A 22300-nucleotide genomic window follows, 5' to 3' on the forward strand; every position below is an offset into this window, starting at 1 on the left:
CAATTCGGTTCCCCAAAGTCCCGCAGGGACGACAGCAATTTGCCGGTGGTCTTGACCACCGGTACCGACCGCAAAACCAACAACTCGCTTTCTCCCCTCGCTCGATCGCCGCTGAAGGCGGCGATCGGGCGAGGGGAGAAGGCAGCACATTCTGCTGACACCGATGGCCAAGGCCATCGGCAGAGGGCTGTCGCCACTGCGTGGCTGACAAGACAACTAGTGCCAAAGGGAACACCGACAATCTGGTTTCCCCAAAGTCCCGCAGGAACGGCAGGCAATTCGGTTCCCCAAAGTCCCGCCGGGACGACAGCAAAATTGCCGGTGGTCTTGACCACCGGTACCAACCGCAAAACCAACAACTCGCTTTCTCCCCTCGCTCGATCGCCGCTGAAGGCGGCGATCGGGCGAGGGGGGAAGGCAGCACATTCTGCTGACACCGATGGCCAAGGCCATCGGCAGAGGGCTGTCGCCACTGCGTGGCTGAAAGGACAACTAGTGCCAAAGGGAACACCGACAATCTGGTTTCCCAAAATTCCCGCAGGAACGGTAGGCAATTCGGTCCCCCAAAGTCCCGCCGGGACGACAGGCAATTCAGTTCCCCAAAGTCCCGCAGGGACGACAGCAATTCAGTTCCCCAAAGTCCCGCAGGGACGACAGCAAAATTGCCGGTGGTCTTGACCACCGGTACCAACCGCAAAACCAACAACTCGCTTTCCCCCCTCGCTCGATCGCCGCTGAAGGCGGCGATCGGGCGAGGGGAGAAGGCAGCACATTCTGCTGACACCGATGGCCAAGGCCATCGGCAGAGGGCTGTCGCCACTGCGTGGCTGAAAAGACAACCAGTCCCAAAGGGAACACCGACAATCTTGTTTCCCAAAAGTCCCGCAGGGACGACAGGCAATTCAGTTCCCCAAAGTCCCGCAGGGACGACAGCAATTTGCCGGTGGTCTCGACCACCGGTACCAACCGCAAAACCAACAACTCTCTTTCTCCCCTCGTCCGCTGCCTATTGGGGAAGTCCCATCGGATCCCCGACCAATTCGTTCCACTTGTCCCGCTGTTCGGGCGTCAGAATTTCCAGGATGTGATCGACGGTGTTTTGTATTCCCGCCCATCGCTGTGGATCGTTTGGCGGTCTGCCACCGAAATCGCGTGGCCGGCCTCCTCCACGTCCACCGGGCGGACCATCGCCAAATCCACCTCGCGGTCCGAAGTCGAATCCATCGTTGGGAGGACGGTGATCCAGGGAAACAAAATCGGAAAATGCGCCTGGACCGCGATTGGATCCGGGCCCGCCTGGGCCACCACCTGGCCCACGACGATTGCGGTCATCCGAATTCCGTCCGGGCCTCGTTTCTTCCATGATCCGGTTGATGTCCACACGTTGCTGGCGAGTCAATTCCAGCGCGGCCACCACTTCCGACGTCTTGAAGGTGAATGGTAGTCGCCGTTGCCTGGCAATTTGACGCAGCCGATGCAATTGATCATCCGAAAGTTGCTCGGACACAAACTGATCAAATTCTTGCAGCAACAGGCTCAGTTCTTCGTTCTCGCTATTGAGCCCACCTGGGTTCTGATGCGCCATCGAACGACGCTGTAGTTCGAACTGCTCGATTGCCTGATCGATACTGATGGCCTTCGTTTCGTCGATCGCTAGTTCTGTTTGCACATCCGGATCATTCAATTGCATCAGCGGCATCACGTTGTCGAGGACGCTGAGTTCTTCGACCATCTTCTGCACGCGAGAAGACGTCGCCGCCAGATCGCTCTTCAGTGCCGGATCGTCGGAGCGCAGGGCTAGAAAATCGCGGTAGAATTCGAGCGAGGTTTCCAGAAAACTGCGACGCAAATCCTGCAAATCACCGCGGTACGCAAGCTCGCTCTCGCTGAGACTGCTGAACGTGTCAACGGCTAGCCGAGCCTGCTGGAAACTCTGTTCGGCAAGTTCACGCTGTTGAGTTTCTCGTTCCAGTGCTTTCCGCGTCGCATGCTGCTGGCGCCATACGGTCAACGTCGTCACCAGCAAGGCTAGCGTTGAAACGAACAGTACAGCAAACGCAGCCGCCACCAATCCACTGTTTCGGCGTCGCCACTTGGCCAAGCGTTGCAACCCGGTTGGCGGCTTCGCCTTGATCGGTTTGTCATCCAGCCAACATTGCAGGTCATCTGCAAGTTCCTGCATCGTCGAATACCGGTCGACGGGCAGCTTCGCGATCGCTTTGCGAACGATCGTGTCCAGTTCCGGTGGCAGATCGGGAACAATCGATTTGGGCGATGCAGGTTCGACTTCGACGACTTGGTTCAACAGTTCGCGGAACCCCTCGCCCTGGATCGCTGGTCGCAGAGTCAATAACTCGTACAGCGTGACTCCCAACGAATAGACATCGGTTCGATGGTCCAAGACAGTCCGCTTTCCCGATGCCTGTTCGGGCGACGCATAGCGAAGTGTCCCCATCGGGTCGCCCGTACGCGTCAGATTGCCAGGATCGGATTCAATCTGAGCCAACCCGAAATCGGTGACCCAGATTTTTCCGGCACCATCGATCAACAGGTTGCTTGGTTTGATGTCTCGGTGGATGACGCCATACTGATGCGCGTGCTGAATCGCGACCGCCGCCTCGTGCGCCATTCGCACGGCGGACTGATAGTGTCGGCGACGACCGGCCATCGTGTTCATCGAAGTCGTTTCGCCCGTGACCGTGGCCGCAGATGGGCGATCGGCGGCGTCCAGCGTGGTGTCCTGCGTCCGCTGCTCTTCGGATCGACTGGCGATCACGTCCGCCAACGTGCGTCCCTCGATCATCTGCATGGCGTAATAGTGCACTCCACGATCGCTGCCGACCGCGTAAACCGGCACGATGTTGGTGTGGTGCAAGGCAGCGGCGGCGTGAGCCTCATTGCGGAACCGCTGCAAACGGATCTCGTCCAGACCGCTGGCGAAGGGCAACACCTTCAACGCAACTCGTCTGCCCAGCGACAACTGAATCGCTTCGTAAACCACGCCCATGCCCCCGCGGCCGAGTTCACCGACGATCTGGAAATCGCCGATCGGTTTGGCGGTAAACTCGGCATCCGGTGCGACGAAACCCGATGATTTGGCGGGCGCCGGGCCCGCACGATGCACCATCGCCAAACCTTCTAGCGATGGACGCAGCTCGTCCGCGATTTGAGGGTGGTCGGCCAAAAACGCTGCTACCGTCGGGGCGTTGCCCGCGTCCAGCATGCTCATGTAAGCCTTCACCGCCGAAACCACTCGGCCATCATCGGTTTCATCAATCGCGGGCAATGTCATCCCTCTCCCATCGTCGTTTTCAATTTCGCTAAACCACGCACCCACAACTTTTCGACACTATCGACGCTTCGTCCCATCGCCTTGGCGACATCGGCAAACAGCATCCCGTCAACGTGTCGCAGCACGATCACCTGCCGGTAGTCCTCCGGCAACGATTCCAACGCACCGGCCAACTGCAGAAAGGCCTCGTTTCGTGCAAACTGTTGACTCGGCGACGTAACATCACCAGCGATCCGCGAATGCAAGAATCCCGATGCACTGGCCAAACTTGCATTCAAACTCTGTTCCAATCGCGGGTCGCGTTTCTGCGTGCCCAGAAACTTGCGAACGTGCATCGCCAAGATGTTCGACAAAATCCCCCGCAACCAACCAGCAAATTCTTCGGCCGATTCGCCGCGGAACTCCGCGATGTTGCCGTGCGCAGCCAGACAAACCTCCTGGGCCAGATCAGACGGATCTGCCTTCCCCCGCATATGGTTGTGCAGACCCGCGCGAGCCAAAAACACGACGTACTTTCGATAGCCGTCCAACAAATCGCCTAACGCCTCCGAATCTCCCGCCCGCGCAGCACAAATCAACGCAGACGTTCGGTCTGCTGTCCCGTCTTGTCCGGAAAGTGAATCGTCAGTCAAAGGGTTCTCAATCGTTTGCCAAGGCTGTCCTAGAAGTACGGTTGCGGTCGCTGTGTCCAATCCGCCGCACCAAAATGGAATTCTACCAAATGCATCCCTGCGCCTGACCCGCGCCACCGTTCCCACGGACGATGCCAGCCGACTCGCCCCTTCGCCGGCCGATCGAGCAAACGGATCGGCCATCACACGCTCGGCCATCACAATCACAATCGCGGCCGCCCCGGCAAGACGCCCCCCGGGCTGCGTTCGTGAAAGGTTGACATCGAGCCCCCTTTCTATACACTAAGGTGCACGTCTTGGCAGGCTGGTTCAGCACTGCCGATGACAAGTTGTTTCCAGCGGTTCCCGTGCATTCAAATTTCCGTGAATTTCAATCATGACGCCAACGATGAAGCTGTTTTTGATCGGATGCGTCACAGCAACGTTCGCATTAGCGGCTGGCTCGCCGGCTCGCGGCCAGTTCACGGTCAACATCGACATTGATCAAGCACCGTTCCAGTACACCGAAACCCCGGGCAACAATCGAGTCAGCCGGTTGATGCATCAACTGGAGAACAAGGAAGTCGAACTCGATTACACGAGCCAACGCGGCTACCTCGATTCGCTGTTGGAAGCACTGCAAATTCCACCGTCATCGCAAACGCTGGTATTTTCCAAGACCAGCATGCAGGTGCGTTACATCACTCGACGCAATCCACGCGCGATCTACTTCAACGACGACACCTATGTCGGATGGATCAACGGCAGTTCGCTGGTGGAAATTTCAACCGCAGACCCGAAACTCGGTGCGGCGTTCTACACGATCGACATGTCACCGTTTCGCCCCAAACTGAAACGGATGAACTACGATTGCTTGGCCTGTCACGCTACCTCGCTAACTCAGGGCATTCCCGGCCATACGGTCCGCAGCGTGGTTCCGTCCTATGATGGCAGCGTCAACTCGCAGACCCAGTCTTTCATCACGAACGACACCAGCCCATTTTCGCAGCGTTGGGGCGGTTGGTACGTGACGGGATTTCACGGCGACATGAAACACATGGGCAATGCCTATGTCAAAGGCGGCAGCTTAGACACATCACGAAACGCCAACCTGTTGAACCTGCGTGACGAATTTGACTCTGCCAACTACCTTGCTCCGCAAAGCGACATCGTGGCGTTGATGGTGCTGGAACACCAGACGCAAATGCACAACTCGATGGTTCGGGCCGATTTTTTCGTTCGCCAATTGGACCACGAAGCCAGTGAACTCGACGACGACAAGGTGGACGCAGCGGAATCCGCTGCCCAATTGCAGCTGATCGCTGGTGAAGTGGTCGATCGACTGCTCTTCAAAGACGAGACGAAGCTTACCGACGAAGTCCGAGGATCCGTTGTATTCGCGGCCGATTTCCAAACGCTCGGGCCGAAGGATTCGCAGGGTCGATCACTGCGAGACTTCGACCTCAAGTCGCGCATGTTTCAGTATCCGTGCAGCTATCTGATCTACTCCGACGCATTCAAATCACTTCAACCAAAACTGCGATCAGAAATCGTGCGGCAAATTCACGATGTTCTTGCCGGCACCGCCGGCGGTGACCGCTACGAACACCTTTCGGCGGCTGACCGCGGATCAATTCTGGGGATCCTATCGGACACTCACCCAGACTTCTCCATCTCTTCCAACGACTGATCCGGCGGCATTGGCGACCTGCCGGCCCCGGCCGCCAATCACTGAGCCACAGGGCGTGACGCCGTCCCGAAGGCTAGGCAATGTCTTTATTCGCCGTCGCCATACCGGCTAGATGTCCTGGATGATTCCAGTGCTGTCTGCGAAGGAATCGGTGGGGACGCCTAGGCGCTGTAGCATCGTTGCGTACAGGTTCGAAAGCGGCAGGTCTTCGCCCTTTGCTTCGTCTTGCCACGGTTCGCCTTTCCCCATCCACGGACCGCCTTGGAAATTGAGGCCCGCGTGATTGAAGTATTGCCCCAGCTTGAATCCCATCTGTTTCCCACCCGCCAAAATGATCGGGTAGTTCCGCGATAGGTGAAACGCACTGGATGCGGAACCGAACAGCAGCAACGTATTGTCCAGCATGTTTCCGGTTCCCCCGGGTTCCGGTGTTGCCTTCAACTTGGCGACGAAACGCCCGTATTCTTCGTTCAAAAATCGGCAATAGGTACCGAAATTCTTCCAACCATCGGGGTTCTTGGTTTCGTGGGAAAGTTGGTGGGCCAGGTTAAACCCGACCGCTCGCGCCAAGTGATCGCTTCGACCGACCCCGTTTTCGCGGCCGATCTGGTAGGTCGCTACCCGCGTTGAATCGGTCTTGAACGCTAGATAGATCAGATCGAACATCGTTTGCAGATATTCACGTGGCTCGTCGGTCGTCAGTTCCAAATTCAACGGATCACCATCGACGCTTGGCAACGGTGCCCCCAACCAACGTTTTGCTTTCTCGACCTTGATCTCGGCTTGGCGAACGGAGTCCAAATATTCGTCCAGACTACGTTGGTCGGCAGTCGAAAGTGATTTTCGCAGACGCTGTGCATCATCCTGCATTTCGTCCAATGCGCTGCGACTGAGTGCCAGACGGCGCGCCGAGTCGACGTCGCTGTTGACGAACAGCTGGTCAAAGATCTGTTTGGGACGATGTTCGGCCGGTATCGGTCGTCCGTGATGATCAAACGAAATCGTGTGCGTCCCGCGTGCAGTCCCCGTTCCACCATCGGTCGACATCACCAGCGATGAAAAACGCGTCTGGTCGCCGACATGCTTGGCGTAAACTTGATCCAACGAAATCGTGTTCTCGTACTCTTTGTCTCCGCCACCGGTGAGAGCTGCGGTCAAGAACTGGTCGGCATTGTTGTGCCCGTGAACACTTCGCGACTTGGGATGCGAAAGTCCCGACAGCACGATCAGATCGTCTTTCACCGGATCCAACGGTTCCATGCACTTGGTCAGCGCAAACTCGCTGCCGTCGCCATGCGGAAACCACGCCCAGTCCTTGTACGCAGGATCTTCGGGCAACGGCATCGGCACACCATCGGGAAAGTAGAAGCAGCCGAGCCGTTTTGGGTTGGCCTTTGGTTCGGTACCCGCAACCACTCGGGCCGCCAGCGACCCAAACATCGGCAACGCAAGCGCAGTCCCACTGCCTCGCAGGAATCGGCGACGATCGATCGTGTTCATTTTTTGCGGCATGGCGTGGTTCCTAACAAGATTCGTTTGTGCGTCTTGATCGTGCGGTCGCTGATGTCGTTACATCGATTGGAACAGGTTGCTGTTGATGATCGCATTGACCATCGTCTTCAAGCCATCACCGTCTCGTCGAACCTGAGCGGTGATCGCATCGATCTCGGCTCGGTCCGAAAATGCCAGGGGGCGGCCCAGCGCATAGGTGGCCAACTTGGACACGGTGGCCCGCACGAACTGATCTTGGCGATTTTCCAACAGGAACCGTTTCAGGCCGTCCATGCCATCGATGGTTTCGTGATTGAACAGTTCACTTGACGCGTCGATCGGCTTGCCTTGGATCTCGTCACGCCATTTCCCCAGTGCGTCATAGTTTTCGAAGGCCACACCCCAGGGGTCAATTTTGACGTGGCAAGACATGCAGGCAGCGTGATTGCGGTGATCTTCGATTCGTTCCTTCAAAGTCATCTTCGCAATCTCTGGATCCGCTAGATCAATCTGCGGAACGGCCGGCGGTGGGGGCGGGGGAGGATCAGCCAGCACACTTTCAAGAAGCCAGATCGCCCGTTTCAGCGGGTGAGAGTCCGGATAGTCGGAATTCATCGCCAATAGCCCAGCCTGTGTCAGCAACCCGCCACGGCGGAAGCCATCGTTGATCGGAACGCGTCGAAAATGATTGCCGTGCACATTCCGCAAACCGTAGTGCTGTGCCAAACGCTGGTTGACGATCGCGTAGTCGCAGTGCAGAAAATCCAAGACGCTGGCGTCCTGCTGCAGGACGTGACGGAACAGGGCGACCGGTTCGTGCAGCATCGCTTCTTTCAAGAGCGGATCAAACCCACGCACGTGCTGTTCGAAATTCTGGAAATCCAGCAGCTGCAAATCCAACCACTGATGCACGAAGTGTTCGCCAAACCGTGCACTACGTGGGTCGTCCAGCATGCGTCCAACCTGCCACTGCAGCACCGTCGGATTTGCCAGTTGTCCACTGTCCGCCAACGCCAATAGTTCGGGATCGGGAATGCTGCACCAAAGGAACATCGACAACCGGCTGGCCAGAGCGTGAGCACCGAGTCGCGATCGGTCGTCATCTTGGCGTTTGTCATCGACTTCCGCCGCCGCGGGATCGCCCGACGGGCTAGCGATGTACAGAAACTGAGGCGACGACAGCACGGTCGCTAAGACTTCGATGACGGCCTCTTCGAAACGATTGCACTGCGGACGCATCGTGTCGAAGAGATCCATCTTGCGGTCGACTTCATCGTCGGTGACCGGACGTCGCCAAGCGCGAGTCATGAATCGGGTGATCGTTTCGCGAGCGTAATTTTGCTCATCCGCCGCATCGTCGCTTTCAAAGAAGATTTTGCGATGCGATTCCGGCGGCCACTGGTCGTAGACGGGCGCGGCGACCTGCACATGATCGATCTGAATCTTGGATGCCGATGCCGACGTATTTCGAAATCGAACGTATTCCGATGGGCTTGGCGTTGATCCCATCGGCGACGTTTTGCGGACAGAGTTGCGGGGATAGATCTCGCCAAGCGGCACGTCCCACTGAATGATCTGTGGTTCATCCGGTCCCGCCGTCACGGGCGTGTCTTTCTTTCCGACGGGCAAAAGCGCACGGCCTTCGTTGCTGGCTTGCCATCCAAACAACAATTGCAAATCCGGAATGTAATCGCTGTCGGTGTTCACTCGCGACGCTCGCACGGTGACCCGCATCGTGCCTTCATCGGGCAAATGGTTCCCCAGTTCAACGATCAGTCGACTGCTGCGACCGTTGGGAAGAACGGCGACACAATCGAAGTCGTCGGGGATCGCAGAGGGCTGGTCCGTCGGCTCGAACGCGAATCTGGCGCCGTGGTAGTCCCAATCGGCTTTCGCGGTCCGGTCACCGGTCAGGTCGCTGAAGTATGCGGCGCTGCGTGGTGGACGAAAGCCGTCCTGAAGCTTTTCCAATTCGGCCGCAAGTTTTTCGGGATCGTCCTTCAGTTCCTTTTTCAGCTTGTTGATCTGATTGTCTTGCTTGGTCCATTCACGTTGTGCGGCATCCTTCATCGCGACGTCCCAGTAGCGTGTGGGCGGCCGATCGCCAGTGACCGTTGCGCGGCGCAGTGCGTTGCGGGCGATCCGGTGATACGTTTCGAACTGTGACACCGATAGATGCAGCAGATCCGAACTGTTCTGGAATCCCTCGTCCGAATGCGCCTCGGGTGGCAGATCGTCTGCGAATTCCCAAGGCAATCCGAGCAGGTCTTGTAGCGCGTAGTTGTACTCGTAACGCGTCATCCGCCGGAATCCGGAATGATCCCCCGAGCGCCGACGCACGATCGATGCGGTTTGCAATTCGGTCGATAACCATTCGGTCAGTTGCAGTCGATCGGCTTCACTTAAGTCCCCGTCATCGGGCGGCGGCATTTCGCCCTTGGTGATCACAGCAAAAATCTCGGACCACCAATCGGTATCGGCCCCGTTCACCAGATCCGGATCGAGCGTATCGATCCGAATGTTCCCCTCGGTCGTATCGGGTCCGTGACAATCGATACAGTTCTGTTCCAACAGCGGCTTGATCGTAGATTCAAATCCCGACAAGTTCGCTTGCAGAGGCTGCGATTGTGCGGATCCCGTTGCTTGCCGACGATTCCCAGCTGAAAAGTCTTTGAATCGAGACCGTTCGAGTCCGGTGGATTTCAAATCAGCCAAAGTCGGCTGCTGGGCATCGACGGCAGCGATTTTCGTCACCACTTCCACCGCTGACTGCACGTTGGAATCCTTGGAATCCTCCGCAAATATCGGCACTGCGAAAACGGTAGCGCAGGGCAGCAGCAAGAATCGAACGGCTGTTCGCAGGATCAATCGCATGGGTGGGGACGACCAAAGGGTTGGGTCAATCGATATGCAGGCGGGATCCAGACGGCACACTCGCAATGCACTGAAACGAGGCTGATTCAATTTGCAAACACGCGTCTGGACAGCCCTATCTTAGCACAATTCCGGAATGATCAAACAACCATTGTCCCGAGCCAAGACGGGAACGGATCCGCCGCCCCTCAACACCCCAACGATCCCCAACGATTGTTCCGCTAGCTGGCTTTTCGACGCCAAAATCACACGGATGTCGCGACATCGATTCCCCCCCCCCCCCGAGTCCCCGTGACACGGACGATTCCCCCCCCCTGCGACGACAAAGATTGCAAGCTTGGAAGCTTGTGACGACTCGCATCGGCCTCTCAGTGGCCCCCCCGGCTTGCCAAATAACCGATCCGTTGTCGCGTGCTGGAATCGGCAAGCCGCGCCTCTACGAACCGACCTGGTTGGCGAATGGAGAGGCCATCCGAGCACGCGGGGATTGGCTCCGCTAGACTTTTCTTCCCCTAAGGGATGTCTTTTTGAACTCGACTTCAGGTGCTTTCCAATGCCTCGCTTCCTGCTTCTGGTCGCCTTCGCGACCGTGTTTTCGCCTGCGGCACAGGCCGAGCTTTCCGTGCCAAATTTTTTCAGTGACCACATGGTGCTGCAGCGAGATCGACCTGCGGAGATCTGGGGAAAGGCGACGGCGGGATCGGAAGTGAATGTTCAATTCAAGGGCAACCGTTCCACAGTCGTGGCCGGACCGGATGGCCGTTGGCGAGTGGGCGTTGAAACCGGAAAGGCAGACGCGGCGGGCGCCGACCTGACGATCCAATCGGGCAGCCACCGCATCACCATCCATGACGTGCTGGTCGGCGAGGTCTGGTTTGCATCCGGCCAATCCAACATGGTTTTCACAATGAATCGTGTTCCGGCATACGCCGACGTGATCGCCAAGTCCGACTACCCACAGATTCGGATGTTCAATGCACCGACCGTGACCGCTGTCACACCGCAAGAAGACATCGATGGCCAGTGGACTCTGTGCAGTCCCAAATCGATGCCTGGCTATTCCGCCGTTGCCTTCTTTTTCGCTCGCAAGCTGCACGAAGAACTTGGCATTCCGGTCGGAGTCATCAAATCGGCTTGGGGCGGGAAACCCGTCGAAACGTTCACCAGCCGTGCGGCGTTGGACTCACTGCCGGGAACGAAGGCGCTTGTCGATGCGATGGACAAAGCCGACGCGAACTATAACGAAGCCAAGGCACAAGTTGCCTACCGATCGCGATTGGACCAGTGGGAAGCTGATGCCAGAGAACAACGCAAGCTTCCCGCCGATCAACGCAAGAAGCTAGCCCGGAAGCCGACGAAGCCAAAGCGACCGCTTGATACCGAAGGCAAACCGGGCGTGCTGTTCAATTCGATGATCAACCCGTTTGCCGGATACACGATTCGTGGCGCGATCTGGTACCAGGGCGAGGGCAACGCAAAGCCGGGCGCAGTCCCGTACGACCAGACTTTGCCGTTGATGATCCGCGATTGGCGAACGCGTTGGAACGATGACTTTTCGTTCTACTTCGTCCAGCTTGCAAACTACCGTCAACCGTCAACGATGCCCGGTACACCGGACCACTGGGCACTGCTGCAGGACCGCATGCGCTTGGTGCTGGACACGACACCCAAAACCGGCATGGCAATCATCAACGATGTCGGCGACGCCAAAGACATCCACCCGAAGAACAAGCATGATCCCGGCGAACGTCTGGCGCTATGGGCGCTGGCAAAGGACTATGGACAAGAACTGGTCTACAGTGGACCACTGTTCCAATCCAGCAGCTTGCAGGGCGCATCCGTTCGCGTCACCTTCGACCAGGCTGGCGACGGACTCAAGTCGCGAGACGGCGAAACGCTGAAACGATTTGAAATCGCCGGAAAGGACCGCATCTGGCACTGGGCTGATGCCAAAATCGACGGACCTAGCAGCGTCGTGGTCACCAGCGACGCGGTCCCCAATCCTGTTGCCGTGCGGTACGCGTGGGCTGCCAATCCGAAGGGAGCCAATCTGGTCAACAGTGCAGGACTACCAGCCTCGGTATTCAGGACCGACGACTGGGACGATTTCGGTTCCGAGTCGGAAGCCAAATCCAAACGCTTACAACGTCAGCAGTAGGTCCAACGAGCCCGGGGAATCCCACCGCAGCCAAGCCGTCTGATCCAGGCGGCTCTGCGATGGTTTCAAAACCGGCCGCGAAAGCACGGTGGTCGATGAAGCCACGTGCTGAACGGGCCAGACGCTTGCACAGGGCACCGCGTCAGCCTCAACGTCATGCCGCTGCGATCATTCTGCGGCAGCCACTTCGGCGTCCGATGGTTTTGGATCGGCACCTAGCTTGTAACACAGAGCGATCGCTTGGCGAGCGTAGTCGACCGATTCGGCGAGCACACGAGCAGCTTCTTGACGAGCGTGGAATCCCTTGCTGTTTTCGCTCGCGATGAAGTCAAGTCGCCACATCGCTTTACGTTGCAGGTCGCGGATCGGCTTCAACTGTTCTTCCGTCGCCCCGGCCTCTTGCGCCGCCATGATGGCATCGAACATTTCAGTGACCGCCACCGCCGCTCGATCGATCAAGGCTCTCGTGCGATCTTGGATCAGATCGACGCGGTCCTTGATTTCCTGTTCGGGGATATGGTGGCACGTCTGGCACGCTTTATTGATGTTCAACATCGGGCTGCGAACCCAGTGGCTGCTAACCTTGGTCGCACCGACCTTTTCGTACGGCATGTGACAGTCACTGCAACTGACGCCCGACCGAGCGTGGATACCCTGGCTCCATAGTTCGAATTCCGGGTGCTGTGCCTTGTAGACCTTCGTGCCGGTTTCTTTGTGGACATAGTCATAGAACTGACCGCCATCTTCACCATCGGCCGTGGCGGGGAACTCCGTTTCGTTCCATTCTTTTTCTAGGTCCTCGACCTTCAAACCGTTTGCCCAGGGGAAGGTCAACGTCATCTTGTTGGCACAGTAGTACTCGACATGGCACTGGCCGCAAACGAACGAACGAAGTTCTTGACGCGTGGCATCGGTGTTCGGATCGTAGTTTCCTTTGGATCCCGCGTCTCGCCATTTCTGGATACTGGGCAAATGCGGCACTGGATCATCGCTCTTGGCCAGCTTGTCGATGCCTAAGATGAACCCTGGCCGCGTGACGCGAATCGCCATGGTTTCGGGATCGTGGCAATCGATACAGGACACTGGGTGAGCATTGCCCAAGTGGGGATCACCTTCGGAAGCAGCGAAAACTCCGTCGGGAGTCTTCAACAACTCGGCTTGGACTTCCTCGTACTTCTTCTGACTGACAGCTTTGAATCCGGCCATCACCGCTTCCTGGTTGAACGATTCAGCCAAGACCGATTCGGTGGCTTCTTCGCCCATCGATTCCAGACCAATGCGTCGATAGGTAGGGATGATCGAAGCGTGGCAATGCAGACAGGCACCGGATTGCTGGACTTCGGTGACTCGCTTGGTCACCTCTTGATCGGCCAACATGTGGGCGTGACCACGCGCCTCGCGATATTCGATGCTGAACGCGTAACCGGCGAACAGCCGTTTCAACCAAGGGTGTTCTTTCAATTTGTTTGGCGGCAACGCGTGATTCCCACCGTAATCGGTGTAATCGTCCTCGACCGTCTTCAGATAGTCCTCGTACTGCTGCGGGAAATTCAGTCCCCAAGGCTTCGGATCGGTGCTGATCTCGGTAACCTCGACCACCTTGATGAACGGCGCGCGAGCTTCCTGTTTGCGTTCAAAAATGTTGACCAAGAGCGCCACGACACCGACGGTGACCGCTGCGACCAATCCGGTCAGTAACGCAAGCCAGCCGAAACTACGTTGATCGTTAGAAGTCATGTAGAAAGTTCTGAAGAAAGTGTTTTGAAAAGGTAGATTGTCGCCGCGTGTTTTTACCAACCAGCGTGACCGACGTTACTGTGGCAATGCACGCAGGATTGCATGTCACCGCCATCGACCGCCGGCAACAGCGGATGCACGAAATCTTGATGACAAGAGACGCAAGTGCTTTGCGTGACCCGCTTGTTGCGAGGTTTGATTTGGATTGGATCCTTGAATCCGCCCGTCGTGAATGCCAACGAGTGGAAGAATCCGTTGTCGGCCTTGGTTACCCATTTGCCAACAAAATCATGTGGCAGATGGCAGTCATTGCAGACCGCAACGTTGTGATGGCTGCTCTGTTGCCACGAATCCAGATGACTTTGCATCACATGGCAGTTGACGCAAGTCTGCGGATTGTTGCTCAGATAGCTTGCGCCACGCCCGTATCCGAACGTGAACACGCCAAGCCCAGAGAAGATGCCCAGACTGGTCACGAATAGAATCGCACCTTTGCCAAAGCGGCGTTTGGTTGGCTTGCTTTGGGGGACATCATCCGGCATTCATGCGTCCTGCTACTGCGATCGTGGATGCGATAAGATTGAATAGACTGAATAGCGTACAAAGTTATCCCATCGCGTGCCTTGACCTAAATCAAGACTACCCAAAAAACATGCCGATTCTGCCAAGTTCCCTGCCGCGAAACCACGACTCGCCCAACGAGAGCGTGATTTCAAGATGCCAGTTCCTCTCCGGACTTGGCCAAGACCAAATCAAAAAGCTGGCCGCGATGTCGGTGCCGCGAAACTATGCAGCCGGCGAATCAATCTTCCGCCAAGGCGACGCATGTCCGGGATTGTTCGTGGTGGACCAAGGACTGGTACGCGTGTTTCGCAGCGGAGCGGGCGGCGGACAGCACGTGCTTCATCTGTGCGGTCCCGGACAAACGTTTGCCGAAGTTGCTGTGTTTGCAGACTTTGACTTACCCGCCAACGCGATCGCAGTGCAACCGACGCAGTGCTTGTTGATCCCCACCGATGAACTGCAGAACGAATTAGCGGCCAACCATCAACTTTGCCGGGATATGCTAGGCAGCATGGCGTTCTGGACACGACACTTCGTTCAGTTGCTAGACGACATCGTGCTGCGCGATGCAACCGAACGGGTGGCCAGGTTCCTGTGCGATGCCCCGTGTGATTCAAAGGGCCACCTGAAGCTGCCGGGTTCCAAGAAAGACGTCGCCAACCACTTGAATATCGCCAGCGAAACGTTCTCGCGAGTGCTCCGACGACTTTGCGAAAGCGAGGTCCTGGAAAATCGCGCCGGCCAGGACATCCGAGTCATCAACGCAGCCCAGTTATCCCAGCTTGCCGTACAAGCCCCGAAGACACAGCCGATCCAGTAGCGGTCGCCTTCCGCACCCCGCGATGGTCTCCACCAAGCGTTTGCCAACAATTGCGACGTTTGCTGACAACTACGGGACAACCTAGCGATGCAACCACGGCCCTACGACGATGAGTCAAGGATCGCAGTGATGTTTTCCAGCGGTCGTCCGATCGCCGCCTTTTGATCGTGGATCACAATCGGCCGCTCGATCAATTTTGGGTTTTCGGCCAAGATGGCCAGCCACTGCTGATCCGACAGATCTCGGTCAGCCAAACCCAGCTCTTTGAACAGTTTCTCGCCGCGACGTGCCAATTGCTCGGGCTTCATCCCCAGCATTTTGACAATTCGCCCCAGCTCTTTCTCGCTAGGCGGTGTCTCCAAATACTTGACAACTTCGAACGGAATCCCGCGTTCTTCGAGCAACTGCACAGCTTGACGGGATTTCGAACAACGCGGATTGTGATAAATCGATGTCATGGTTTCGCTAGATCGGTTCGGTCAGTTCAAAAACGGGAGGCAACACTGCAATCCATTGGTCGGTTGATCTTGCGAAGCGATCGCAGCGCTCAATCCACCATTCCGCTAGGCACGCGGTTACGAATGATCTTGGTTGTGGGATCACCGGGCATGATCGTATCGCACCACAGTTCATTTTCGAACCGATAACGCACTTGGATCGCTTGGGCTGTTCCGGCCGCGAAAGCTTCGGCCGCGTCGGCCAGTGCAACCGTCGCGTCGCTGTGGGATGATTTCAATTGCACATGCTGCACGTCGGCACCGGCAGACAGATCGGCAAACAACTGCATCACCTGGTCTTTCGCCCATTCGGCTTGCAATATCTCTGGCAGGGGATCGTTGTTCGCCAGATCTTCCAATTTCAGATAATTCGAAGTCATGCGTTGGGGATTCCAGGGCGAGAAAAAGCGGGCATCAGCAGGATTGCGTTTTCCGGTGCGGGACACACATATCGGCACACCCCGCATCCAGTGCAAACATCTTCGTTGACACTTGGTTTGCCATCGGAAACGGTGATCGCACGCTCCACCGGACAGCGTTCGCTACATACGGTACAGGTCGTGGAATGATACGCAAGACACAGATGCGGCGTGACGCGAGCGGTGCCCATGATCGGCGGAATGTTGTCGATCAACACCCCTGCGTCGCAGGACGCGATGCACGGAAAATCCTGGCACATCATGCATGCCGACGAATCGGCATCGATGATGGGTGTCCCCGCAACGATCCCTAGGCGATCGGGCGCTTTGACGATCGCATCGTAGGGACACGCTTCGATACAGTCTCCGCATTTTGTGCATCCCGCCAAGAATGCATACTCATCAATCGATCCTGGTGGACGATGCACGGGGATGGTCCGCGCCACCGGCGTGCGTCCCAGGTTGGTCACCGGAACGGGGTCAATATTGATGCCAGCGATGCTGCGAGGCTTTCCGAGCGGAGGCGTCTGCGGCTCGGGTGTTGGCAAACGTGTGACGAGCGGCGCAAATTGCGACGCGGGAATCAGCTTCCAAAGGCGACCTTGCAACAACGCCCGTCGACTTCGCGAAGTCGGTGCAGGTTTCAGCAGAAACGAAAACGCACGGGCAGGCAGACGCCATACCGCGGCCAACACGCGTCGCAACCAAGACGACACGGGTGGCGACACCGACGGACGTTGCTGGCCGTCGGACGGATTCATTTCGAGACCACGTCCAGCGGTGGCAGCATCGGCACCCAATCGCTCGCTGGCATCTGGTCCAATTCCGCCGACGGAGCATGGCACTGGGTGCAATTGGTTCGCCATGGGTGCGTCGATTCCATGCCCTTCCAACCGTTTGGACCACCGTGACAGGCACTGCAGTTTTCACGCATCCAACGCGAATGCGGAATCGTTGGCGGCGCTCCTTGGAACGCCCGCTGACCCTGCTTGGGTGCCGGCAACCCGACGAAGCTAGTGTCAACGTCGGCGTCCAAATTCTGAAACGGTGCCGGCGCCATCGCCCCATGACATTGGACACAATTCCCCAAGAACGGGTGTGACATCACACTCGCTTTTTTGCCATCGATCCTGCCCCCGTTACCGTGGCACGCGTAACAGGCCGCGTCGTTTGTGTTTTCAACCGGGTGCGGAATGATCGGCGGAGCACCATTGAACGCTCGCCTGGATGCGCGCAATTGCCCGGACGCTTCTTTTTCCGCAGGGCTCAATTTGATCTTGGTGTACAGGTCGTACTGCGAGGACGGCAAGGATTGCGGGGTCGATTGCCAAGCCTTTGTCGGCCCCATCGCCGAACCGGAGACCTCGCTGTACGAAACCGCCGGGATCAACTTCGGATTCGCATCAACTGTTTTTTGATCGAACTTCGCCACCATCGATGTTTCATCCAGTCCGCCCGGTTGTGGCACGCCATCCATCACGCCGACCAGAAATCCGATGACCGCTAGCGCGATCACGCCAGCGAAGAAGATCGGTGCTAGCCGGCCGATCATGAGGGCACCTCGGCAGTCGTTGCGGGCGATTCCTTCACCGCAGCCTTTTCCGCCGGTGATTGCGATTGCGTGGTCTTTTTCACCACCCGCACCGCGCACTTCTTGTAGTCCGGCTGTTTCGAGAACGGATCGTGAGCTTCCAGCGTGCAGTTATTGATCAGTTTGGTTTCGTCAAAGAACGGCACGAAGACTGTCCCGCGTGGTGGACGACCACGTCCATCGATCCAAACCGGCAAATCGCAGGTTCCTCGCCGCGACTCGATCGTAACGACTTCTCCCTGCCGGATATTCGCCGCTTTGGCGTCCGCCATGTTCATTTCGACATATGCTGTCGGCATCGCTCGATTCAACGGTGCGACGCGGCGTGTCATCGTGCCGGTATGCCAGTGTTCCAGCACCCGTCCGGTGCACAACCACATCGGATATTGATCGTCCGGCATTTCCGGTGGTGGTTGATAGTCGTGGAACCAGATCTGCGCTCGACCATCATCACTGGATGAGTGATAGAACTCGAATTCCTGGCCTTCTTTGACAAAGGGATCGTCGAACGCCGAGAACCGAAACCGGGTTTCTCGCCATGATCCATCCTCTTGCTCCACGACCGGCCAACGCAACCCACGGGCTTTGACGTATTCATCGTACGGGGCCAGATTCTTGTGCTTCATCCGCGTGAACTGGCGGTATTCTTCGAACAGATGCTTGTCGACGTTCGTGTCGTAATAGTGATCGAAATCCCAGACCGGAATTTCTTTGCCATCATCGTCCTTGATCGCAAAGATAAAGTCACCGTCTTTATCCTTCATCCCCTCGTGGCCCATTTCGAACAGCTTGTGAGCGATTGCGATCGTCATCCAGCAGTCATCACGGGCTTGACCGGGCGGGTCGACCATTTTGAACCATTGCTGCGTCCGGCGTTCGCTGTTGCCAAACATACCGTTCTTTTCCACCCACAATGCAGCGGGCAGGATCAAGTCGGCAAGCAGTGTGGTCGCCGTCGGATACACCTCGCTAACGATCAGGAACTTGTCGTCGAGATCTTTCTTGTCGTTGAACAGCGCGTTCAGGTTCGGCAGCGTCTGGCCCGGATTGGTGACCTGCACAAGCATCGTCGTGATGTCCCCGCCCTCGGATGTCGGCCTGGTGAACTGATCGAACATCTTCACCGTGTGATAGCCGGGCACTTCACTGATGCTGCCTTCGCGAACGTTCCAATATTCTTCGCTTTGCTGGCGGTGTTCCGGTTTGGCGACCACGCGACCGCCGGGCAAGGCGTGTGCAAGGGTGCCGACTTCGCGAACCGTGCCGCATGCGGACGGTTGCCCTGTCAAACTGGTCGGCGCATCACCGGGACGCCCAAAGTGACCAGACAACAAGTGCACACCGTGGACCAGCGAATTGATCGCAGTGCCCATCGTGTGCTGGTTCATGCCCATGCACCACAGCGACGTGATCCGAATGTCGTGGTTTCCGAACAGATCGGCAAGCATCCGAATTTTGTCGGCGGGCACACCGGAAAGTTCTTCGACCAATTCGGGCGTGTACTTGGCGATGGATTTGCGAAAGTCATCTTCGCTGATCGCTTCGCCCTGCAGAGTCGGGTTTTCTGCCTCGGCACCGCGGAAATTGCAGTGTTTTCCCACGAATGATTTGTCGTAGTTGTCGTTTTCGATCAACAGATGCATGATGCCCAATGCGATCGCAACATCACCGTGCGGCTTCATTTCCAAATAGTCGCTGGCCGCGTCCGTGGTCCGAGTTCGGCGCGTGCCGATGTCGATGATGCGAACCTGTTGGCCACGGGAACGACGATCGGTGACACGCGAGAACAACACCGGGTGCATTTCCGCAGGATTATTGCCCCACGTAATCAGCACGTCGCATTCGTCCAAATCTTGATAACAACCGGCCGGTTCGTCGACACCGTAGGTCGCGATGAACCCCGTCACGGCTGACGCCATGCACAACCGAGCGTTGGGGTCGATGTGGTTATTGCCGAGCCCGCCCTTCATGAATTTCTGTGCTGCGTAGCCTTCGGGAATCGTCCATTGGCCACTGCCATAGAACGCGAAGGTATCGGGCGAATCGAAGATCCGCTTGGCAATCGTTTCGATCGCTTCGTCCCAACTGATCTCGGTCAGTTCGCCGTCTTTGCGAAGCAGCGGTTTGGTAAGACGGTCACTGCCGTAAAGAATCCCACCGACATGATAGCCTTTGACGCACAACAACCCTTTGTTGACGTCGGCAGCCTTGTCACCGGCGATCGCGACCACACGTCCGTCTTCGACACCGACCTGCACATGACACCCAGTCCCACAGAATCGACAGGGCGCCTTGTTCCAGTTCAAACCATCGCCACCGGGCAAATCACCAACGGCTTGGTCGGCGTGAACGACCGGCAACGAAGTGTCGCCGGCGACCATCGAACCGGCAGCAGCCAACGCGGCCGACTTCAAGAAACTGCGACGCTTGGTATCCATCATCATTCATTCCTGATTGATTCGTTCGTTCCGCATTCGCCTTCCTCATCAAACGCAATCATAGCGACCGCCAAATCGATCACGCCCGGCAATTCCTGAATCGCGTTCCAAATCTCGGCGTCACGATCTCTGTTATCCGAGTCGACAACGATCGCCAGTTTGCTGCCGCCAGCAACACCGACCTCGATTTCGGGAATTTCCCGCAGCCGGTCGATCGTAGCGTTATGATCACTGGTCGGCGACCGGAACGTAACAACGAGTCCGCTGATTGGCACCGCGATCGCCTTTGAAAAGTGGTCCGGAAGTCGGCGAAGTGAGGTTTCGCCAACATGCACGCCAGTGTATACATTAGAACTCATCGGTGGAACCTCTCTTTGGGACAGAAATTCATGCCGCGAATCGCTAACTTGCTCTTTGCCGGCGTGGCGTGTTTGGCGGTCGCGATGTTCTTTGTCGCGTTCAACCAAATGGCGATGCAGGACACCGCCTACACCCACCATGCCAACTTGGATGATCCGGCGGCGGACGATTCACGTCACGTGGCGGACCAGAAGACATCGCATGCAGATGAATCGGAATCGTCCGGCGATCTAGAAGTGTCGGCCGTGAAGTTTCCGGTCACGATTCGCAAGCCCAGCGGGCCACCGCGGATCGAATTGGCTGGCATGGACCCCCAAGGTCGATCGGCAACGGTGGCTTGCTCGACATGCCATGCCAACCGCAAACCAAACATCGAAAACGTTTCGGCCGCGACGCTGGATGAATTCCATCGCGGCATGACGTTCAAGCATGGCACGATCACCTGTTATGCATGCCACAATCCAGACGGGTCCGATTCGCTGCGGATGGCCGATGGAACTTCGCTTGAATACCAGGACGTGATGACCTTGTGTTCGCAGTGCCACGGCCCGCAAGCGACCGCATTCGCGCATGGTGCACACGGCGGAATGAACGGTCACTGGGATCTAACGCGTGGACCGCAGACAAAAAACAATTGCATCGACTGCCACGATCCGCACGCCCCCAACTATCCCAAAATGATCGTCGGTTTCAAACCGAAAGATCGTTTCAATGCACCGGCGGATTCCGATCACGACCACCAAGGAGCGGACGTCCATGACAGCCACTGAAAACGGATCGCCCAAGCAGCCCAGCACGGATCGATCGCTGCCGGTCATTGAAAACTTCACGCGCCGCGCTGCCGTCAAAGGTGCGTTCGCAACATTGGGTGCGGGAGCCTTTGTCGCCGCGATCTCGCCGCTGCGACAAGCCGCCGAAAACTCGTCGGCCGCTGAGTTCATGCAGACCCATTACACCGAACTGTCACCGGACCAGAAGGGTGACGTGATCGCCCGACTGGAAGCCGAAACCAAAGAGAAGTACGGCGCGGACGTGACGATCGCGGATGATCGGCCCATCCCCGGAACCAAATTCGTCTACGCGATCAACCTTAGTGTTTGTAACGGCAACGGAAAGTGCGTCGAAGCCTGTCACAAAGAAAACAATCACGACCGCGATACAAACCAATCCTATATCCGCGTCCTGGAAATGCCCAAGGGCACGATGGATATGGAAAAGGGATCGACAACGTACTCCGGCACTGTCCCCAAGGACGACAAGTTCTACCTGCCCGTGCAGTGCCAACAATGCGACGAACCGCCGTGCGTCGACGTTTGCCCAGTCAAGGCGACGTGGAAAGAAGAGGACGGCATCGTGGTGGTCGATTACAACTGGTGCATCGGTTGCCGGTACTGCGAAGCGGCATGCCCCTACCACGCACGCCGGTTCAACTGGAAAAAGCCGGAAGTACCAGCCAAAGAAATCAATCCCGACCAAAGCTACCTCAGCAATCGAGTCCGTCCGGTCGGCGTGGTCGAAAAGTGCACCTATTGTTTGCACCGCACACGGCGCGGAAAACTGCCAGCCTGCTTGGAAGCATGCCCGACGGGAGCACGCGTGTTCGGCAACATCCTTGATCCGGAATCGAACATTCGATGGATCCTGGAAAACAAACGCGTCTATATCTTAAAAGAAGAACTGGGCACCAAACCTGCCTTCTTTTATTACTTCGATTGAGCCTTCGTTGACGTGGATCAAGCGATTGGCTTGCCAGCCCAC

At 57.1% G+C, this 22300-nt stretch carries 17 protein-coding genes; 5 read left to right on the forward strand and 12 right to left on the reverse strand.

Annotated features, from left to right (window positions below; translation table 11 throughout):
• Window positions 1–1006: 1006 nt before the first annotated feature.
• Window positions 1007–3292 (reverse strand): serine/threonine-protein kinase, encoded by a 2286-nt coding sequence (locus tag K227x_RS17520; protein WP_145171492.1) that lies wholly within the window; start codon window positions 3290–3292, stop codon window positions 1007–1009.
• Window positions 3289–3924 (reverse strand): sigma-70 family RNA polymerase sigma factor, encoded by a 636-nt coding sequence (locus K227x_RS17525; RefSeq protein ID WP_246145881.1) that lies wholly within the window; start codon window positions 3922–3924, stop codon window positions 3289–3291. The genes K227x_RS17520 and K227x_RS17525 overlap by 4 nt, the downstream gene beginning before the upstream one ends.
• A 376-nt stretch (window positions 3925–4300) precedes the next feature.
• Here K227x_RS17525 and K227x_RS17530 point away from each other — a divergent pair, with 376 nt between their 5' ends.
• Window positions 4301–5593, forward strand: a complete 1293-nt coding sequence (locus K227x_RS17530; protein ID WP_246145882.1) for a hypothetical protein — start codon at window positions 4301–4303, stop codon at window positions 5591–5593.
• Window positions 5594–5701: 108 nt separating this feature from the next.
• On the opposite strand, the gene K227x_RS17535 is transcribed toward K227x_RS17530, so the two are convergent.
• Together K227x_RS17535 and K227x_RS17540 are read right to left on the reverse strand one after the other, a co-directional pair.
• Window positions 5702–7105: a DUF1552 domain-containing protein gene (locus K227x_RS17535; RefSeq protein ID WP_145171495.1), complete on the reverse strand. Its 1404-nt coding sequence runs from the start codon at window positions 7103–7105 to the stop codon at window positions 5702–5704.
• Between the two features lie 57 nt (window positions 7106–7162).
• Entirely contained in the window at window positions 7163–9958 is a 2796-nt protein-coding gene (locus K227x_RS17540; RefSeq protein WP_145171497.1) for a DUF1592 domain-containing protein, read from the reverse strand.
• A gap of 553 nt (window positions 9959–10511) precedes the next feature.
• On the opposite strand from K227x_RS17540, the gene K227x_RS17545 reads away from it, so the two are divergent.
• Window positions 10512–12116, forward strand: a complete 1605-nt coding sequence (locus K227x_RS17545) for a sialate O-acetylesterase (protein ID WP_145171499.1) — start codon at window positions 10512–10514, stop codon at window positions 12114–12116.
• A gap of 168 nt (window positions 12117–12284) precedes the next feature.
• On the opposite strand, the gene K227x_RS17550 is transcribed toward K227x_RS17545, so the two are convergent.
• Both K227x_RS17550 and nrfH read right to left on the reverse strand, forming a co-directional pair.
• A complete protein-coding gene (locus K227x_RS17550) occupies window positions 12285–13853 on the reverse strand; it encodes an ammonia-forming cytochrome c nitrite reductase subunit c552 (protein WP_145171501.1) in 1569 nt (522 codons plus the stop codon).
• 53 nt (window positions 13854–13906) lie between these two features.
• Complete coding sequence (gene nrfH, locus K227x_RS17555; RefSeq protein ID WP_145171502.1) at window positions 13907–14395, reverse strand: cytochrome c nitrite reductase small subunit; 489 nt, start codon at window positions 14393–14395, stop codon at window positions 13907–13909.
• Window positions 14396–14505: 110 nt separating this feature from the next.
• Here nrfH and K227x_RS17560 point away from each other — a divergent pair, with 110 nt between their 5' ends.
• Entirely contained in the window at window positions 14506–15237 is a 732-nt protein-coding gene (locus K227x_RS17560; protein WP_145171504.1) for a Crp/Fnr family transcriptional regulator, read from the forward strand.
• A 101-nt stretch (window positions 15238–15338) separates the two neighbouring features.
• Here the strand turns inward: K227x_RS17560 and arsC are convergent, their stop codons facing one another.
• The 6 genes from arsC to K227x_RS17590 all read right to left on the reverse strand — a co-directional run bounded on the left by arsC (window position 15339) and on the right by K227x_RS17590 (window position 20541).
• Complete coding sequence (gene arsC, locus K227x_RS17565) at window positions 15339–15695, reverse strand: arsenate reductase (glutaredoxin) (RefSeq protein ID WP_145171506.1); 357 nt, start codon at window positions 15693–15695, stop codon at window positions 15339–15341.
• Between the two features lie 89 nt (window positions 15696–15784).
• Window positions 15785–16114 (reverse strand): hypothetical protein, encoded by a 330-nt coding sequence (locus tag K227x_RS17570; RefSeq protein WP_145171508.1) that lies wholly within the window; start codon window positions 16112–16114, stop codon window positions 15785–15787.
• Window positions 16111–16914, reverse strand: coding sequence for a 4Fe-4S dicluster domain-containing protein (locus K227x_RS17575; protein ID WP_145171510.1), 804 nt, complete (start codon window positions 16912–16914; stop codon window positions 16111–16113). Before K227x_RS17575 ends, K227x_RS17570 begins: the two co-directional genes overlap by 4 nt.
• A complete protein-coding gene (locus K227x_RS17580) occupies window positions 16911–17705 on the reverse strand; it encodes a diheme cytochrome c precursor (RefSeq protein WP_145171512.1) in 795 nt (264 codons plus the stop codon). The genes K227x_RS17575 and K227x_RS17580 overlap by 4 nt, the downstream gene beginning before the upstream one ends.
• On the reverse strand, window positions 17702–20188 hold the full coding sequence (locus tag K227x_RS17585; protein WP_246145883.1) for a molybdopterin-dependent oxidoreductase: 2487 nt from the start codon (window positions 20186–20188) through the stop codon (window positions 17702–17704). The genes K227x_RS17580 and K227x_RS17585 overlap by 4 nt, the downstream gene beginning before the upstream one ends.
• Window positions 20185–20541 carry a chaperone NapD gene (locus tag K227x_RS17590; protein WP_246145884.1) on the reverse strand — a complete coding sequence of 119 codons (357 nt, stop codon included), beginning with the start codon at window positions 20539–20541 and terminating at the stop codon, window positions 20185–20187. The genes K227x_RS17585 and K227x_RS17590 overlap by 4 nt, the downstream gene beginning before the upstream one ends.
• A gap of 30 nt (window positions 20542–20571) precedes the next feature.
• Between K227x_RS17590 and K227x_RS17595 the strand changes: the two genes are divergently transcribed.
• Together K227x_RS17595 and K227x_RS17600 are read left to right on the forward strand one after the other, a co-directional pair.
• Complete coding sequence (locus K227x_RS17595) at window positions 20572–21312, forward strand: cytochrome c3 family protein (RefSeq protein ID WP_145171514.1); 741 nt, start codon at window positions 20572–20574, stop codon at window positions 21310–21312.
• Window positions 21299–22258, forward strand: coding sequence for a 4Fe-4S dicluster domain-containing protein (locus tag K227x_RS17600; protein WP_145171516.1), 960 nt, complete (start codon window positions 21299–21301; stop codon window positions 22256–22258). The genes K227x_RS17595 and K227x_RS17600 overlap by 14 nt, the downstream gene beginning before the upstream one ends.
• The last annotated feature ends 42 nt before the right edge of the window (window positions 22259–22300 follow it).

This window comes from Rubripirellula lacrimiformis (assembly GCF_007741535.1).
Lineage (GTDB): Bacteria > Planctomycetota > Planctomycetia > Pirellulales > Pirellulaceae > Rubripirellula > Rubripirellula lacrimiformis.

Bases quoted from the DNA above. Each gene is read 5' to 3' on its own strand.
- K227x_RS17540 (WP_145171497.1), bottom strand. From the start codon at position 9,958: ATGCGATTGATCCTGCGAACAGCCGTTCGATTCTTGCTGCTGCCCTGC.
- K227x_RS17575 (WP_145171510.1), bottom strand. From the start codon at position 16,914: ATGAATCCGTCCGACGGCCAGCAACGTCCGTCGGTGTCGCCACCCGTG.
- K227x_RS17545 (WP_145171499.1), top strand. From the start codon at position 10,512: ATGCCTCGCTTCCTGCTTCTGGTCGCCTTCGCGACCGTGTTTTCGCCT.
- K227x_RS17520 (WP_145171492.1), bottom strand. From the start codon at position 3,292: ATGACATTGCCCGCGATTGATGAAACCGATGATGGCCGAGTGGTTTCG.
- K227x_RS17585 (WP_246145883.1), bottom strand. From the start codon at position 20,188: ATGATGATGGATACCAAGCGTCGCAGTTTCTTGAAGTCGGCCGCGTTG.
- K227x_RS17595 (WP_145171514.1), top strand. From the start codon at position 20,572: ATGCCGCGAATCGCTAACTTGCTCTTTGCCGGCGTGGCGTGTTTGGCG.
- K227x_RS17570 (WP_145171508.1), bottom strand. From the start codon at position 16,114: ATGACTTCGAATTATCTGAAATTGGAAGATCTGGCGAACAACGATCCC.
- arsC (WP_145171506.1), bottom strand. From the start codon at position 15,695: ATGACATCGATTTATCACAATCCGCGTTGTTCGAAATCCCGTCAAGCT.
- K227x_RS17580 (WP_145171512.1), bottom strand. From the start codon at position 17,705: ATGATCGGCCGGCTAGCACCGATCTTCTTCGCTGGCGTGATCGCGCTA.
- K227x_RS17535 (WP_145171495.1), bottom strand. From the start codon at position 7,105: ATGCCGCAAAAAATGAACACGATCGATCGTCGCCGATTCCTGCGAGGC.
- nrfH (WP_145171502.1), bottom strand. From the start codon at position 14,395: ATGCCGGATGATGTCCCCCAAAGCAAGCCAACCAAACGCCGCTTTGGC.
- K227x_RS17550 (WP_145171501.1), bottom strand. From the start codon at position 13,853: ATGACTTCTAACGATCAACGTAGTTTCGGCTGGCTTGCGTTACTGACC.
- K227x_RS17600 (WP_145171516.1), top strand. From the start codon at position 21,299: ATGACAGCCACTGAAAACGGATCGCCCAAGCAGCCCAGCACGGATCGA.
- K227x_RS17530 (WP_246145882.1), top strand. From the start codon at position 4,301: ATGACGCCAACGATGAAGCTGTTTTTGATCGGATGCGTCACAGCAACG.
- K227x_RS17560 (WP_145171504.1), top strand. From the start codon at position 14,506: ATGCCGATTCTGCCAAGTTCCCTGCCGCGAAACCACGACTCGCCCAAC.
- K227x_RS17590 (WP_246145884.1), bottom strand. From the start codon at position 20,541: ATGAGTTCTAATGTATACACTGGCGTGCATGTTGGCGAAACCTCACTT.